Annotated in this window: 14 protein-coding genes; 7 read left to right on the top strand and 7 right to left on the bottom strand. The window is 72.3% G+C overall.

The genetic code is table 11. From position 1 onward, the window contains the following. Positions 1-49: 49 nt before the first annotated feature. The 5 genes from OG521_10225 to OG521_10245 all read left to right on the top strand — a co-directional run bounded on the left by OG521_10225 (position 50) and on the right by OG521_10245 (position 4,622). Positions 50-715, top strand: coding sequence for an amino acid ABC transporter permease (locus OG521_10225; protein WUW21146.1), 666 nt, complete (start codon positions 50-52; stop codon positions 713-715). Continuing rightward, positions 712-1,623 (top strand): amino acid ABC transporter permease, encoded by a 912-nt coding sequence (locus tag OG521_10230; GenBank protein ID WUW21147.1) that lies wholly within the window; start codon positions 712-714, stop codon positions 1,621-1,623. Before OG521_10225 ends, OG521_10230 begins: the two co-directional genes overlap by 4 nt. 239 nt (positions 1,624-1,862) lie before the next feature. Further along, complete coding sequence (locus OG521_10235; GenBank protein ID WUW21148.1) at positions 1,863-3,476, top strand: FAD-dependent monooxygenase; 1,614 nt, start codon at positions 1,863-1,865, stop codon at positions 3,474-3,476. A gap of 193 nt (positions 3,477-3,669) precedes the next feature. Then, positions 3,670-4,203, top strand: a complete 534-nt coding sequence (locus tag OG521_10240; GenBank protein ID WUW21149.1) for a cysteine dioxygenase — start codon at positions 3,670-3,672, stop codon at positions 4,201-4,203. Further along, entirely contained in the window at positions 4,200-4,622 is a 423-nt protein-coding gene (locus OG521_10245; protein WUW21150.1) for a rhodanese-like domain-containing protein, read from the top strand. The genes OG521_10240 and OG521_10245 overlap by 4 nt, the downstream gene beginning before the upstream one ends. Positions 4,623-4,652: 30 nt before the next feature. Here OG521_10245 and OG521_10250 read toward each other — a convergent pair whose 3' ends face one another. Continuing rightward, the gene (locus tag OG521_10250) at positions 4,653-7,211 is read right to left on the bottom strand and encodes an FtsX-like permease family protein (protein WUW21151.1); all 2,559 of its coding nucleotides are present in this window, start codon (positions 7,209-7,211) and stop codon (positions 4,653-4,655) included. Continuing rightward, positions 7,208-7,951 carry a helix-turn-helix domain-containing protein gene (locus tag OG521_10255; protein ID WUW21152.1) on the bottom strand — a complete coding sequence of 248 codons (744 nt, stop codon included), beginning with the start codon at positions 7,949-7,951 and terminating at the stop codon, positions 7,208-7,210. Before OG521_10255 ends, OG521_10250 begins: the two co-directional genes overlap by 4 nt. Before the next feature lie 275 nt (positions 7,952-8,226). On the opposite strand from OG521_10255, the gene OG521_10260 reads away from it, so the two are divergent. After that, the gene (locus OG521_10260) at positions 8,227-8,862 is read left to right on the top strand and encodes a hypothetical protein (protein ID WUW21153.1); all 636 of its coding nucleotides are present in this window, start codon (positions 8,227-8,229) and stop codon (positions 8,860-8,862) included. A 118-nt stretch (positions 8,863-8,980) separates the two neighbouring features. On the opposite strand, the gene recX is transcribed toward OG521_10260, so the two are convergent. The 4 genes from recX to OG521_10280 form a co-directional block, all read right to left on the bottom strand. Next, positions 8,981-9,730, bottom strand: coding sequence for a recombination regulator RecX (gene recX, locus OG521_10265; GenBank protein ID WUW21154.1), 750 nt, complete (start codon positions 9,728-9,730; stop codon positions 8,981-8,983). Between the two features lie 3 nt (positions 9,731-9,733). Continuing rightward, the gene (gene recA / locus OG521_10270) at positions 9,734-10,870 is read right to left on the bottom strand and encodes a recombinase RecA (protein WUW21155.1); all 1,137 of its coding nucleotides are present in this window, start codon (positions 10,868-10,870) and stop codon (positions 9,734-9,736) included. A 304-nt stretch (positions 10,871-11,174) separates the two neighbouring features. Then, positions 11,175-12,401, bottom strand: a complete 1,227-nt coding sequence (locus tag OG521_10275; protein ID WUW26634.1) for an AI-2E family transporter — start codon at positions 12,399-12,401, stop codon at positions 11,175-11,177. A 172-nt stretch (positions 12,402-12,573) separates the two neighbouring features. Beyond that, positions 12,574-12,768, bottom strand: a complete 195-nt coding sequence (locus OG521_10280; protein WUW21156.1) for a DUF3046 domain-containing protein — start codon at positions 12,766-12,768, stop codon at positions 12,574-12,576. 79 nt (positions 12,769-12,847) lie between these two features. Between OG521_10280 and OG521_10285 the strand changes: the two genes are divergently transcribed. Further along, positions 12,848-13,762: a hypothetical protein gene (locus OG521_10285; GenBank protein ID WUW21157.1), complete on the top strand. Its 915-nt coding sequence runs from the start codon at positions 12,848-12,850 to the stop codon at positions 13,760-13,762. Positions 13,763-13,816: 54 nt separating this feature from the next. Here OG521_10285 and OG521_10290 read toward each other — a convergent pair whose 3' ends face one another. Beyond that, complete coding sequence (locus OG521_10290) at positions 13,817-15,049, bottom strand: helix-turn-helix domain-containing protein (protein WUW21158.1); 1,233 nt, start codon at positions 15,047-15,049, stop codon at positions 13,817-13,819. Between the last annotated feature and the right edge of the window lie 15 nt (positions 15,050-15,064).

Genomic DNA, 15,064 nt, shown 5'->3' on the forward strand with positions numbered 1-15,064 from the left:
ACTGAGGGCGGCGCGCCGTGCCCTCCTACACGCGGAAGCGCGGGAGATCGTGTTCGACTTTCTTGAAGGTTACGACCTGCTGGGGGCCTTCTGGGTGACGGTGCAACTCACCGTCTACTCCGCCCTCGGCTCCCTCATATGGGGAACGCTGCTGGCCGGCATGAAGGTCAGCCCGGTCCCCCTGATGCGCGGTTTCGCGACCGGTTACGTCAACGTGGTCAGGAACATCCCCCTGACCGTGATCATTATGTTCTCCTCGCTGGGTCTGTACTCGACGCTGGCCGTCCGTCTCGGCGCAACGGACATCACGGGCATCAACTTCCGGCTCGCCGTCCTGTCGTTGAGCGCCTACACCGCCGCGTTCGTGTGCGAGGCGGTGCGGTCCGGCATCAACACGGTGCCGGTCGGTCAGGCCGAGGCGGCACGCGCCCTCGGGCTGAGCTTCACCCAGGTACTGCGGCTGATCGTTCTCCCGCAGGCCTTCCGCTCGGTCGTCAACCCGCTCTCGAACGTGCTGATCGCGCTGACGAAGAACACCACCGTCGCTTCCGCGATCGGGGTGGCGGAGGCCTCCTACCTGATGAAGAAGATGATCGAGAACGAAGCGCAGCTGCTTCTGATCTCGGCCGTCTTCGCGTTCGGGTTCATCGTTCTGACCCTCCCGACCGGCCTCATCCTCGGCTGGGTGAGCAAGAAGGTGGCGGTGAAGCGATGACCTCGGTCCTCTACGACGCCCAGGGGCCGCGCGCCAAGCGCCGGAACGTCCTCTACACCGTCCTGTTCGTGCTGGGCGCGGCAGCCGTGGTGTGGTGGGTGTACGACGGTCTCGCCTCGAAGCACCAGCTCGACTGGATCAAGTGGAAGCCCTTCTTCACCAGCTCCCAGCCGTGGGAGACGTACATCTGGCCCGGGCTCCAGAACACCCTCAAGGCGGCGTTCTTCGCGCTGATCATCGCGCTTCCGCTGGGCGCGCTGTTCGGGATCGGCAGGCTCTCGGACCACCGGTGGATGCGGGCACCGTCCGGTGTGGTGGTGGAGTTCTTCCGGGCCATTCCGGTCCTGATCCTGATGCTCATCGCGAACCAGGCGTACTTCGAGTACACCGAACTCTCCCCGGACACCCGCCTGCTGTACGCCGTGATCACGGGCCTGGTGCTCTACAACGCCTCGGTGCTCGCCGAGATCGTGCGGGCCGGCATCCTGACGCTTCCCTCGGGGCAGACGGACGCGGCCAAGGCGATCGGCATGCGCAAGGGCCAGACCATGGTCTTCGTGCTGCTGCCGCAGGCGGTGACCGCCATGCTGCCCGCGATCGTCAGCCAGGTCGTGGTGATCGTGAAGGACACCGCCCTCGGGGGCGCGGTGCTCAGCTTCCCGGAGCTGCTGGCCTCGGTCCGGCCGATGGCCGCGAACTACGGCGCGAACACCATCGCGTGCTTCACGATCGTCGCCGTGATCTACCTGGCGCTGAACTACGCCCTCACCTCGTTCGCGAGCTGGCTGGAGCAGCGGCTCCGGCGCGCGAAGAAGAGCACAGGAGCCGTCGTGGGCACCGGTCCCGGGGGCGACCTGGAGACGATCGATGCGCCGTCGCTCAAAATCGATGGCGGACGCGCCGTCTGACGGCCCGTCGACAGACACCCGCGAGGGGCGGTGGCGCATGCGCCACCGCCCCTCGCCGCGTTCCGGTGTCACTTGACGCACGCACCGGCAGTAGGTTGCATACGTTCTGTGATCGCGCCCCGAGCCTCCGCCGCCGCATCTCCTTCGACGCCGCCCTCCGCCCCAGGGGCCGGCCCGGACTCATCGCTCCTCCCGTGCGCCTTCCCGCGTCCGACCACAGGTGTTGCGGAGGCCGCGCCGTGGACCCGGTGATCGTCGTCGGTGCCGGGCCGGTCGGCCTGGTGCTGTCGCTCGCCCTCGCGGCGCAGGGGGTGCCGTCCGTGCTCCTCGACGAGGACCCGGGCAGGGACGAGACGCGCCCGGCCCGCACGGTCGTGCTGCGCGAGGACACCGCCGCCCTGGTGGAACGGCTCGGCTGCAAGACGCTGCAGGACGAGGGGCTGCGCTGGTCCGGCTGGCGTTCCATGCGGCGCAGGCAGCTGGTGCGCGAGCTTCCGCTCGGCGAGGGTTCGCCCGACGGCGATCCGCCGGCCGCCCCCGTTCACGTACCGCAGCACGCCCTGGTGCGGGGGCTGCGGGACGCGGTGGCGTCGCACGAGCTCGTGCAGACGGCGCGGCTGAGCCGGATCGACACGCTGGAGCAGGACCCGGACGGGGTGACCGTGCACACCCGGGAGCCCGGTTCCACCTGGTGGCGCGGGAGTTATCTGGTCGGCTGCGACGGGGCGCGGTCCACCGTGCGCAAGCTCCTGGACATCCGCTTCCCCGGGCGTACGGCGGTGGAGCGGCACGCCGTCGCCGCACTGCGCACCGAGCTGCCCTGGCCCGGCGAAGCCGTGCTGCACCGGCTGCCGCCCTGGCGCACCGGCGGCGCCGAGGTCACCGCGCGGCCGCTGCCGGACGGGGTCTGGCGGCTGGACTGGCTGCTGCCGCCGCGCGGCGAGCTCGTCACACCGGACGTCCTGGTCACCCGAGTCCGGGACACCCTGGCGGGCTGGTGCGGCGAGACACCCCCGTACGAACTGCTGGACACCGGCGTCTACACGCTCCATCACCGGCTCGCCCGGCGGTGGCGGGTGAAGCGGGCCTTCCTGGCCGGGGACGCCGCCCATCTGCTGGGTGCGCTGGGTACCCAGGGGCTCGACGAAGGACTGCGGGACGCCGAGAACCTGGCGTGGAAGCTGGCGCTGGCCTGGCATCAGGGCGCGTCCGACGTACTCCTCGACAGCTACCAGGCCGAACGACGGGCCGCGGTGGCCTCGCGGCTGCGCGCCGCCGACCAGTCGCTGCCGATACTGCGCGGCGGAGGAGGCCTGCGGACCCTGGTCCCGGGGAGCGCACGGGGGCACGATTCGCTGCTCACCGACGGGCATCTGGGGTGCGGACCGCTCGGTGCGCCCCCGTCCTACTCCCATTCCCCCCTTGCGCCCGCTCGTGCCGAGGCGCACACCGCCGTGGGTACGCCCCCGGGTGCGCCGGTCGCCGATGTGCGGGTCACCGCGCCGGACGGAACGCCCGTACGGCTTCGCGACCGGCTGGGGCAGGGGCATCTGCTGGTGGTCCTCGTGGCGCCGGGAACCGGGGTCTGGGACCGGCGCCACTGGATGCGGGCCGGAGTGATGCCCCGGCTGGTCGAGACGGTCGACGGGCTGCCGGTGAAGGCCGAGCTGCTGGTCGCCGAGAGCTATCCGGGGGCCTCCGCGCACACCGTGCTGCTGGTGAGGCCGGACGGCCATCTCGTGGAGTCGTTCGGCGGGGTACACCCGGCGGAGCTTCTCGCGGCGGCGGACGCGGCGCGCGGCGGCGCGATTCTCACCTCCGTGCGCTCCGACCGGACCGCAGACATCAATTGACCCCCGCAGGCGCACATGGTCTACTCCGGAACATGACCGACACCGATGTGCGCCTGTGGCGGAGGGTCCATATGGACCTGCTCCGCTATGCGGGCTGCGTGTGTCGCCCGTCCTGCTGACTCGCCTTCTCCTGCTCCGCCGCGCCCTGTGACGTGCGGCCGGGGCATCCACGCGAACTCTCAGGACGGTCCCTGTGTCTGCCTCACCCTCCCCTGTCTCCGTACGTACGTCCTCCGGTCCGAACGCCGCGGAACTCCTCGACTTCGTCCGCCGCACCGCCGCGGACAGCGCGCTCATCGCCTCGCTCCCCCTCGATCCCGAGGGCCGTACCTGGGTCCGGCTCGACGGACCGGGCGGCAGTGAGGCCTGGCTGATCGGCTGGCCGCCCGGCACCGGCACCGGCTGGCACGACCACGCCGACTCGATCGGCGCCTTCCTCACCGCCGCCGGCACGCTGAAGGAGCACTCGCTCGCGGCGCGGCTGCCCACCGACGGCTGGAAGACTCTCGAACTGGCCGAGGACATCGACCGGACCAGGGAGTTGACGGCAGGTCAGGGCAGGGCGTTCGGCCGCCACCACGTCCACGAGGTGCTGAACGAGTCCGTCACGGAGCACGCCGTCTCCGTCCACGCGTACTATCCGCCGCTGCCGCAGATCCGGCGCTACAGCCGCACCGACGCGGTGCTGCGCCTCGAACACACCGAACGTCCGGAGGACTGGCAGTGAGCGACATACGGGACGACAGCGGCAGCGACAGCGACGACGGCCGGGTCGGGATCGACGAACTCCTGGAGCGGGTCAGGGCCGGATACGAGCGGCTCGGCCCGGAGGAGGCGAGGGCGGCGGCCGAGGAGGGCGCGCTGCTCGTGGACATCCGTTACGCGGAACTGCGGGCGCGGGACGGGCTGATCCCGGGCGCCCTCGTCGTCGAGCGCAACGAGCTGGAGTGGCGGCTGGACCCGCGGGGCAGCCATCGCGCGGCACAGGCCGTGAGCCACGACCTGCGGGTGGTGGTGATCTGCAACGAGGGGTACGCGTCGAGCCTCGCCGCCGAATCGCTGCACCGGCTCGGGCTGCACCGGGCGACGGACCTGGCCGGCGGTTTCCAGGCCTGGCGTGCGGCGGGGCTCCCGGTCGAGGTGTGACCGGGAGCCCAGGAACCCTTCGGTTCCGGCTCATCTGCTCGTGACGGCCTCCACCGGGCGGGCCTTCAGGGCCAGCCTGCCGGGCAGCGCCGTGGCGACCAGGGCGAGCAGGGCGGCGACGCCCACCACGGTCACGTACACCAGGGGCACCACGGCGGGCGCCGCACCGCCCGTCATGCCGATGCTGAAGGCGGTCAGCACGGCGAGCGCGATCCCGGTGCCCAGGGCCGTCGCGACGAGCAGCACCGACAGCGTCTCGATGCGCAGCATCCGCAGCACCTGGCGGCGGGTCGCCCCGGCCAGCCGGAGCAGCGCGAACTCCTTGATCCGCTCGGAGACCGACATGGCGAGCGTGTTGACGACGGCGATGGCGGTGAAGGCCAGGACCAGCCCCATCGCGAGGAGGTTCACCTCGGCGTTCTCCTGCTGGCGGTCCGCCTGGAGCCGGTCGGCGGTCTCGGGGGCCACGAGCGTGAGCCCCGGGAACGGGCGTACCGCGGCGGCCAGTTCGTTACGGCTCGCGTCACCGGCGACCAGGACGGTCGCGGCCAGGGGGTTGTCCATGTGCCGGGCGACCAGGTCGTGCGGCAGCGTCAGGTCGCCGAAGCCCAGGCCCCGGCGGTAGACGGCGGCGACCGTGAGGGTGGCGGGGGTGCCGTCGCCCAGGTGCAGCTTCAGCTCGCTGCCGGGGCGCAGCCCCAGCTGGTCGGCGGCGAGTTCGCTGACGGCGGCGGTACGGGTGCCCGCGGTGAACGCGGCGAGCGAACCCCGCGTCACACCGGGGTCCCAGGTGCGGTCGAATCCGGCCGCCGTGACCCCCTGGGCCGGGTACTTGGTGAGCCCGACCCGGACGGTGGTGCGGACCACCTCCGTGGCGGCGGTGACTCCGGGCGTCGCACGGACGGCCGCGGCGGCGGCCGGGGGGACGCCGGGGCCCCTCGACGCGCCCAGCACCCAGGTGGCGTGGGTGCCCTCACGGGCCTGGGCGAGCGCGGCGTCACCGAGGGTCGGCTGCACGAAGAGAACCGTGCAGGTCATGCCGATGAGCAGGGTGAGGGGGGTGACGACGGAGGCCATCCGGGTGGAGTTCCCGCGAATGTTCGCGGCCGCCAGGGCGCCGACATGGCCGGTCATCCGGAGCACCCCGGCCAGCAGGACGGCGGCAGCGCGGACCAGGAGCGGGCCGAGCAGTGAGACCGCCGTGGCGCAGACCACCACGGCCAGGAAGGTGACAGGCGTGGAGGCGGCCTCGGTGTGCAGGATGCCGAGGAGCGCGATCAGTACCCCGCCGCCGATGAGCAGGGCCAGGCCCGCGACGGTCCGGCCCCGGGCGGGGCGGCGCCGCTCGACCGCGGCCTCGGCCATCGCCTCGGCCGGACGGAGACGGGCGATGCGGCGGCCGGCGATCCGGGCGGCGGCCCAGGCGCCGAGGAGGGTGACGGCCAGGGCCGCACAGGCGGGAAGGATTCCGGCCGTCCGCTCCAGCGTCGCCGGAATCACACCCATGTCGATGAATCGACCGTGCAGCCATCGGGCGAGCGGCAGCCCGGCCAGGGCGCCCAGCACTCCGGCCACGGCGCCGACCAGCAGTGCCTCGCGTCCGAGCAGCCGGCGGATCTGCCGCGAAGTGGCCGCGATGGTGCGCAACAGGGCCAGTTCCCGGTGGCGTTGCTGGATGGAGAGGGCGAAGGTCCCGACGACCACGAGGACCGCGACCAGCAGGGAGGTGCCGCCCATGGCCCCTCCCATGGAGACCAGCTTGACCCGGGCTCCGGCGGCGTCCAGGAACTCGACCGGTCCGCGCCCGTCGCCCGTCGAGACCTGTGCCGTGGTGCCCTTGAGGGCGTGCGCGACCCGCTCCTTCAGCAGGCCGGTGTCCGTACCCGGTACCGGCAGCACGCCCAGGGCGGAGACCTGTCCAGGGCGGGCGGCGAGGCGCTCCGCCTCCGCGGTGGAGAAGAACAGCGAGGTCTGCTGCCGGAGTTCACCGTGTCCGCGGGGAGCTGCGATGCCGCTGACGCGGTAGGTGCGCGGTGCTCGGGTGGACTGCACGGTGAGGCGGTCCCCGGCGGTGAGACCTGCCCGTCCGGCGAGTCCCCGGTCGATCACCACGTCGTCGGCCGAGGCCGGGGCGCGGCCCGCGGTGAGGGCGAACGGGGTGAGCGGCGCGGAGTCCCAGGCGTGGCCGTACGAGGGCGGCCCGTCGTCCTCACCGCGGGACGGCAGACCCAACGGCTCGGCGAGAAAGGTCAGTTCGGGCACGACCGTGCGCACGCCCTCCAGGTTCCGGAGGCGGTCGGCGGTACCGGCGGGCAGCCAGGCGCGTTCGGCGACCGGTTTGGCCTTGTGCTTGACCTTCGTCTTGCCGTTGCCCCTGTGCTTCACGGTGGTCCGGTGGACGTTCTGGTCCGCGGAGACGACGAGCGGGGTCGCGGCGTACCGCTCGGTGGCGATCCGGCCGCGCAGGCCCGTCTCCAGCAGGGTGCCGCAGGCGGTGACGAGGGCGGCGGCGCACATGAGGGCCAGCAGCGCTCCGAGGAATCCTCCCTTGCGGTCGCGGACCGTTCGCAGGGCGTAGCGCAGCATCATGATGCGTCCGTCTCTCTTCTGTTGTCGGCCTGGGAGGCGTCGTCGGGGGCGGACCCGTCAGGGCCGGGGGCGTCCGGGCCGGGGTCCGGGAAGGCGAGCAGGCGGGTGTGGACCGTACGGGCGCCGGCCGGGGTCTCGGCGTCGGGGCGCTTGTAGCGGTTCATGAGGGCGATGTACTCCTCGAAGAACTCCTGGAGTTCGGCGAGCGTGAGCCGCAGCGAGCCACGCGAGTAGGCGTGCGCGTCGGCCCACTCGTCAGCACGTCCGTCAGCGGTGTGACCGTCAGAGGCACGTCCGGTGGCGGTACGTCCGGTGGCGGTACGTCCGTCGGTGCCCCGTGCCTCCGCCGCCGCACCGCTCTCGCGCTGGAGCCGCTCGAAGAGCGCGAGGTCGGCGGCGTACGCATGCCGGTTCAGCTCGTCCATGACCAGCCGCATCCCGGGTGTCCGGCGGGACGGCGGCGGGAATCGGCGGTCGCCGGGAACGGCTCGCCACCACCGCGCCCGGCGCGCACCCGGCGCGCGCGGCGGCGCGGTGTCGGCCACGAAGCCGTACCGGGCGAGTTCGCGCAGGTGGTAGCTGGTGGCTCCGGTGTTCAGCCCCAGGGCGCGGGCCAGGATCGCGGAGGTCGCCGGGCCGTGCAGGGTCAGGTGCTGAAGGATCTGCTGGCGTCGCGGCTGGGCGAGGGCCTTGAGGGCCGCCAGCTCCGTGATCTCGGTACCGCCGGACTGTTCTGGCATGCGTCACACACTGCTCTGTGCACAGATGTCTGTGCACTGGAGCATTCCGGCGTCTTCGTACGGGGGCTGTCCCCCGTACGACAGGCCTCCCCGGCCCCGAATGCGTCGCGACACACCCGTATGGCCTCGCTCCGGTGGAGGGAACCGCGGGCCCGACGGACATTCGCCTCAACGCCAAGGACCGCTACGGCCCGGCCATGACGCCACCGCTGTGACGGCGGGGGCGACGGCTGTGCCCGACGCTGTGCCGCTGCTACGACGGGGAGCCCGCACCCATGCCGACCACCTCTCTCACCCCCGACGACGTCGACGTCCAGGCCGCTCGCCTCCATGACTCGGAGGCCTGGCAGCAGATCGTCACGGGCTGGGACGTCACCGTCCCCGAAACCCTGTGCCCCGTCCCGCCCGGCGACGCCCAGGGGCGGCCGGCGCCCTCGGACGACTGGCGCGCCCTGCTGTCCGTCCCGGTGGAGCAGCTCATCGCCGACACCGTGCGCACCCTGCCCGCCGCCGTGCCGCGTGAGCGGCCCCTTCCCGGGCGGCTCGGTGCGGTGCTGCCGGACCGGCTCCATGCCTGGCGGCGCATCGGACAGCCGGAGGTGCGGCCTTCCGTCCATCTCGCCCATGCGCGGCAGATCCTGACCGAGTGGGGCTGGCAGAACACCCCCTACCGGCTCCGCAACGCGCGGGGCGCCCGCTGCATCTGCGGCGCCATGCTCACCGCACACCGGCTGGGCCACGGATCGGTGCACACCGTCGACCGGGCCGGTGCCTGGCTGATCGCCGAGCTCCGTTCCCAGGGCTGGACCGGGCTGATCGGGCCGTGGAACCGCTACCCCGGACGCACCGCAGCGGACGCCCTCGCCCTGATCGACGCCACCATCAGCCGCGCGGCCCGCGCCGGGCAGTAGCGCCCGGGGCGGCCCCCACCTCTACGCACCGGCACCGCACAGCGCCCCTCGACGCCCCGCAGCGCCTCCGTCACCGGACCGCACCCTTGGGCCGGCCCCGAACGAACGCCGGCAGCACTCAGAAGGTGTCGTCCAGCCCCTCGGTGTCCTCGCCCTCTTCCTCAAGTGCCCGGCGCACCACGCGCAGGGCCATTCCCTCCCCGTACCCCTTGCGGGCGAGCATGCCCGCAAGGCGGCGAAGCCGTTTGTCGCGCTCCAGGCCCCGGGTGGACCGGAGCTTGCGCGCGACGAGTTCACGCGCGGTCTCCTCCTCCTGCTCGGAGTCGAGCCGACCGACGGCCTCGTCGATCACGGCGGAGTCCACCCCCTTGGTCCGCAGCTCCCGGACGAGGGCGCGGCGCGCCAGACCGCGGCCGTGGTGCCGGGATTCCACCCAGGCACCGGCGAACGCGGCGTCGTCGATCAGGCCGACGTCCTCGAAGCGCGAGAGCACTTCCTCGGCCGCCTCGTCCGGGATCTCCCGCTTGCGCAGGGCGTCCGCGAGCTGCTTGCGGGTGCGCGGAGTCCCGGTGAGCAGCCGCAGGCAGATGTTGCGCGCCTGCTCGACCGGATCTCGCGGCTCCTCCTTCTCGGCCCTCGACGAGGAGGAGGAGCCGCTGTCCCGGGAACGGGAGCGGGAACGGCGCCCCGCCCCCTCGCCGAATCCGGCCCCCGGGCCCGGACCCCTGCCGCGGCCGGCCCTGGTGGCCGGCTCGTGGGAGGGATCGGGCTCGTTGTCGGATCCGGCCGTGTGCCCGGGGGCGAATTCGGGACCGGGGCCCGCGCCGGGGTCGGCGGCGCTGCCCGGCCACTCCGTACGACGCGTCACGGTCTAGCTCTTGGCCGCCGCCGCCTTGGCCGGCTTGGCCTTGCCGGCCGGAGCGGGTACCGCCTTCGCCGCGCCGTCGGCCGGAACCGCCGCCACGCCTGCCGCGTCCGCACCGGCTTCGGCGACGGGCTGCTCGGCCTCGGGCCGGACTCCGACGCCCAGCTTCTCCAGGATCTTCTTCTCGATCTCGTCGGCGAGGTCGGGGTTGTCCTTGAGGAAGTTGCGGGCGTTCTCCTTGCCCTGGCCGAGCTGGTCGCCCTCGTACGTGTACCAGGCGCCGGCCTTGCGGACGAAGCCGTGCTCCACGCCCATGTCGATCAGACCGCCCTCGCGGCTGATGCCCTGGCCGTAGAGGATGTCGAACTCGGCCTGCTTGAAGGGCGGCGCGACCTTGTTCTTGACGACCTTGACGCGGGTGCGGTTGCCGACCGCGTCGGTGCCGTCCTTGAGCGTCTCGATCCGGCGGATGTCGAGGCGCACCGAGGCGTAGAACTTCAGCGCGCGGCCGCCGGTGGTGGTCTCCGGCGAGCCGAACATCACGCCGATCTTCTCGCGGAGCTGGTTGATGAAGATCGCGGTGGTCTTGGACTGGTTGAGCGCGCTGGTGATCTTCCGGAGCGCCTGGCTCATCAGACGGGCCTGCAGACCCACGTGCGAGTCGCCCATCTCGCCCTCGATCTCCGCTCGCGGCACGAGCGCCGCGACGGAGTCGATGACGATCAGGTCGAGCGCGCCCGAGCGGACCAGCATGTCCACGATCTCGAGGGCCTGCTCACCGTTGTCCGGCTGGGACAGGATGAGGTTGTCGATGTCGACGCCGAGCTTCTTCGCGTACTCGGGGTCGAGCGCGTGCTCCGCGTCGATGAAGGCCACCGAGCCGCCGAGCTTCTGCGCGTTCGCCACCGCGTGCAGCGTCAGCGTCGTCTTGCCGGAGGACTCCGGTCCGTACACCTCCACCACACGGCCGCGCGGCAGACCGCCGACGCCGAGCGCGACGTCGAGCGCGGTGGACCCGGTGGGGATCACTTCGATGGGCTCGTTCGGCCGCTCGCCCAGGCGCATCACCGCGCCCTTGCCGAATTGCCGTTCAATCTGTGCGAGTGCGGCGTCCAGCGCCTTCTCGCGGTCGTTTCCTGCCATGGGTTCCACCCGATTTGCTTGAGTCGATCGCTTCACGTCTCAGACGCTAACCCCTGCCACTGACAATGGGCCTCGACGTCCTCCCGGCCTGTGGACAACTCCACGGTCGAGTCCGGCAAAACCCGGCCGGAATCCCATGAGAAAGGATGTTCGATTTTGGTGTCAAGCGCACCACGCCGCACCGACTCGCCCCCAGGATAGCGCCTAGCATCCGGGTTTCAGGGAGTCAAGATCATGTGTCCGACGTCATGCCGAATCCCGGCCGTATGGGGACAACATCACCGGACCGCTGCACACCGCGCCCTCAGGAGCGCGGCTGCGGACCCCCCGGATCCTGCCCGTCGTCGGCGTCGTCGGCTCCCGGCTCCTGCCCGTGGTCCGGCTCCTGCCCGTGGTCCGGCTCCTGCCCGTCGTCGGGCTCGGGGGCGTGCCAGATCCGGCGCAGCCGCGTGGACAGTGCCTCGCCGCGCTGCCACTGGTGGCGGCCGTGCACCCGGGGGTCGTCCGTGACGGCGTAGCGCTTCACGTACGCGCCGAGGAAGGCCTGGAGCGTGGCCACGGCCGGGATGGCGATGAGCGCGCCGACGGCACCCATCAGCGCCGTACCGGCGATGACCGAACCGAAGGCGACCGCCGGGTGGATGTCGACGGTCTTCGAGGTCAGCTTGGGCTGCAGCACGTAGTTCTCGAACTGCTGGTACACGACGACGAACCCGAGCACCCACAGCGCGTACCAGGGGTTGACGGTGAACGCGATCAGCATCGGCAGGGCGCCCGCCAGATACGTACCGATCGTGGGGATGAACTGCGAGACGAGTCCCACCCAGACCGCGAGCGCCGGCGCGTACGGCACGCCGAGGGCCAGCAGCAGGATGTAGTGCGCGATGCCGGAGATGAGCGCCATCAGGCCGCGCGAGTAGAGGTAGCCGCCGGTCTTGTCGACCGCGATCTCCCAGGCCCGCAGCACCTCTGCCTGGCGGGCCGGCGGCAGGACGGAGCACAGTCCGCGGCGCAGCCGTGGGCCGTCGGCGGCGAAGTAGAACGAGAACAGGAAGATCGTCAGCAGCCGGAACAGCCCGCCGAGAACCGTGGTGGACACGTCGAGCACCCCGGTCGCGCTGTTCTGGACGTACTTCTGCAGCCAGTCGGAGTGCAGCAGGCTGTCCTGCACCTCGACCCGGGAGAGCTCGGTGTGGAACGTCTGGTTGACCCAGTTGATCACCGAGTCGAGGTACTTCGGGAAGTCCTCCACCATGTCGACGATCTGGCCCGCGAGCATCGAGCCGAGAAGCACGACGAATCCGGCCCCGGCGATCAGCACGCCGAGGAAGACCAGGAAGGTGGCGAAGCCCCGGCGCATGCCGCGGGACGACATACGGCTCACCGCGGGCTCGATCGCGAGCGCCAGGAAGAAGGCGATCAGCACGTTGATCAGCAGGCCGATGAGCTGGTCGAAGGCCCAGCTGCCGAGCCGGAAGCAACCGTAGAGCGCCAGGGCGAGCACCATGGCCCGCGGCAGCCAGGCCGGCATGCGGACGGGCCCGGTGCCGGACGGCGCGACCGGCGGGACGGGCGGATCGGCGGGCGGCTGGGTCTGAACGGTCTCGTCTGTCGGTGCCACGGGGCAAGTCTCGCCTACTGCCGGGGCAAACGGTCGCGCGCCCCGGAGGACGAGCCTCCGCCGCACCGCGCCGGACCGTGTGTCAGCGCTTGTCCGCGGGGATGCCGACCGCCGTGCAGACCCCTCGCCACACGTCCTTGGTCTCCCAGCCCGCGTCCAGTGCCTGCCGCACCGTGAGCCCGCCGAGTTCCGCCATCACGTGATCACGCGCGAAGGAGTCGGCGTACCCCGCGCCGAAGTGGTCTGCCATCCGTTCCCAGAAAATCGTCAACCGCATGCCACCAGTATCCCGCTCCTGAGAGTGCAGCAGGGCCGCCAGGCCTCGCCGAGCGCGCCAACCGTCCTACGGTCGGTCCATGGCTGGAACCGGAACAAGTCCCCTCAACCGTGCCGAGCAGTTCATCTGGCTCACGGCCCGTGTCCTCGAACAGCGGCGGTTCGCGCATCACTTCCTGAAGGGAAGCGCGGACGCCGTCGAGACGGCACTCGCCGCCTATCTCAACGAGGACGGCGGGTACGGCCATGCGCTCGAACCCGACCTGCGCGGTCCCGTCAGTCAGCCGCTGCACACGGCACACGCGCTGAGCGTCCTCGACTCCATCGACCGCTGCGGCGGGCTACGGGTGGAACGCATCTGCCGCTACCTGACCGACGTCTCCACCAAGGAAGGGGCCTTACCCGCTCTGCTCCCCTCGCAACGCGGCTACCCGGCCGCTCCGTTCATCCCCGTCGTCGACGACCCGCCGGCCGAGCTGCTGGCCACCGGTCCCGTCGTCGGGCTGCTGCACCGCAACTCGGTGTGGCACGCCTGGCTGTTCCGGGCCACCGACTTCTGCTGGGCCGCCGTCGACGCCCTGGAGGCGTCGCATCCCTACGAGATCGAGGCCGCGGTCGCCTTCCTCGACGGTGCGCCGGACCGGCCTCGGGCCGAGGCCGCCGCCGACCGGCTGGGACGTCTGGTGCGCGACCAGCGGCTCGCGGTGCTGCACCCGGAACGCCGCGCGGAGTACCCGGTCGCGGCCGGGTACGCACCGGGCGAGCAGCACTTCCCGTACGACTACGCCCGCGCTCCCGAATCGCTCGCGCGCCGGTGGTTCACCGACGAGGAGATGGACCGGGCCCTGGACCATCTGGCGGCCGGGCAGGAGGCGGACGGCGGCTGGCCGGTGACCTGGCGCCAGTGGGCACCGGGAACCGCCCTGGAGGGGCGCCCCCTGGTGACGCTCAGGGCCCTGCAGACGCTGCGGGCCCACGGACGCGGCCTGGACTGACCGGAGCACCGGACAGCGGTCCGCGCTCGGCAGCCGCCACCGGCCCGGGGTCTCTCACGCGCCGCCCCTCCCCTCGTCCCCCTGCCCGGTGTCGCGCAGGAGCAGGGCGGCGATGGCGAGCGCGGTGCCGCGCGGTGAGCCGAGGTCGAGCCCGGTCAGTTCCGCGAGCCGGGCGAGCCGGTTGTCGACGGTGTTGGGGTGCAGCCCGAGGAGTACGGCGGTGAGGCGCCGGTCCTGCTGCTGCGCCAGGTACGTCCGCAGGGTCCGCAGGAGTTCGGGGCGGGCGGCGACCGGGTCCAGCAGGGCCGCGATGCGCCGGCCGCTGGGGCCGGGCCGCGACAGGTGGAATTCCAGGAGCACGTCGTCGAGACCGTGCACCCCCGGGGGCAGCCCGCACACCCGCGCGATCCGCAGGATCTCCGTCGCCGTGCGGGACGCCTCGGGCACCGCCGCGGGTGAATCGGCCCGCGCCGCGGCGATCCGCACCCCGGCCCCGCAGGCGCGGGACAGCCGGCGGGCGAGATCGTCCGGCGGTTCGCAGTCCCGCGGGACGACGGCGTGGCCGGCACCCGCGTCGAAGAGGAACAGCAGCTCCGTACCGAAGGTCTGGTCGAGGACCGTCTGGATCCGCCGCATGCCGCGCCGCACCGTCACCGGGCCGGGGGCGTCCGGCTGCCCGCCGTCCGGCCCGCCCGGGCCGTCCTCAGGTTCCAGGGCGACGGCGAGCACCAGTGCCGGCCCGTCCAGACCGAGTTCCTCCAGCAGCGCCGGAACCGGCTCCAGCGTCCCGTCCAGGAAGCCGCGGACCAGGGAGCGGCGCCGCTCCCGCTGCTCCGCCTCCAGCGCGGAGCGCTCGTCCATGTAGGTCTCGGCCACGGCGCCCAGGAGCAGGTGGTGCGACTGGAGCAGCAGGTCGACGAGTTCGATGAGCGCGCCCTGCTCGCCCGGCTCCGCCGCCTCGCGCAGCGCCTGCCACAGGACGTACACGCCGAGGGCGTGGGTGCGCAGCAGGAGGTGCAGGGGCACGCCCTCCTCGGCGCGCTGCGCGGCCCGCTCGCGAAACAGCCGCAGCCCGCCGGCGCCGGGATGCGGATCGCTGACCCGTCGCAGGAAGAGCCGCACCCCGTGCCGGGCGGTGGCGGCGATCTCCAGGTCCTTCACGTCGCCGGGGAGGTCCGCGTACCCGGGAAGCTGCTCGAAGGACTCCCGGGCCATGTGCCGGGCCAGCTCGTTGACCCGGGGCTCGCAGCGCAGGGCGAGGGCTCTCGCCGCGTCGGACAGGGGCACGGCGGTTCTCCCGCG

It is taken from the genome of Streptomyces sp. NBC_01463, assembly GCA_036227345.1.
Lineage (GTDB): Bacteria > Actinomycetota > Actinomycetes > Streptomycetales > Streptomycetaceae > Streptomyces.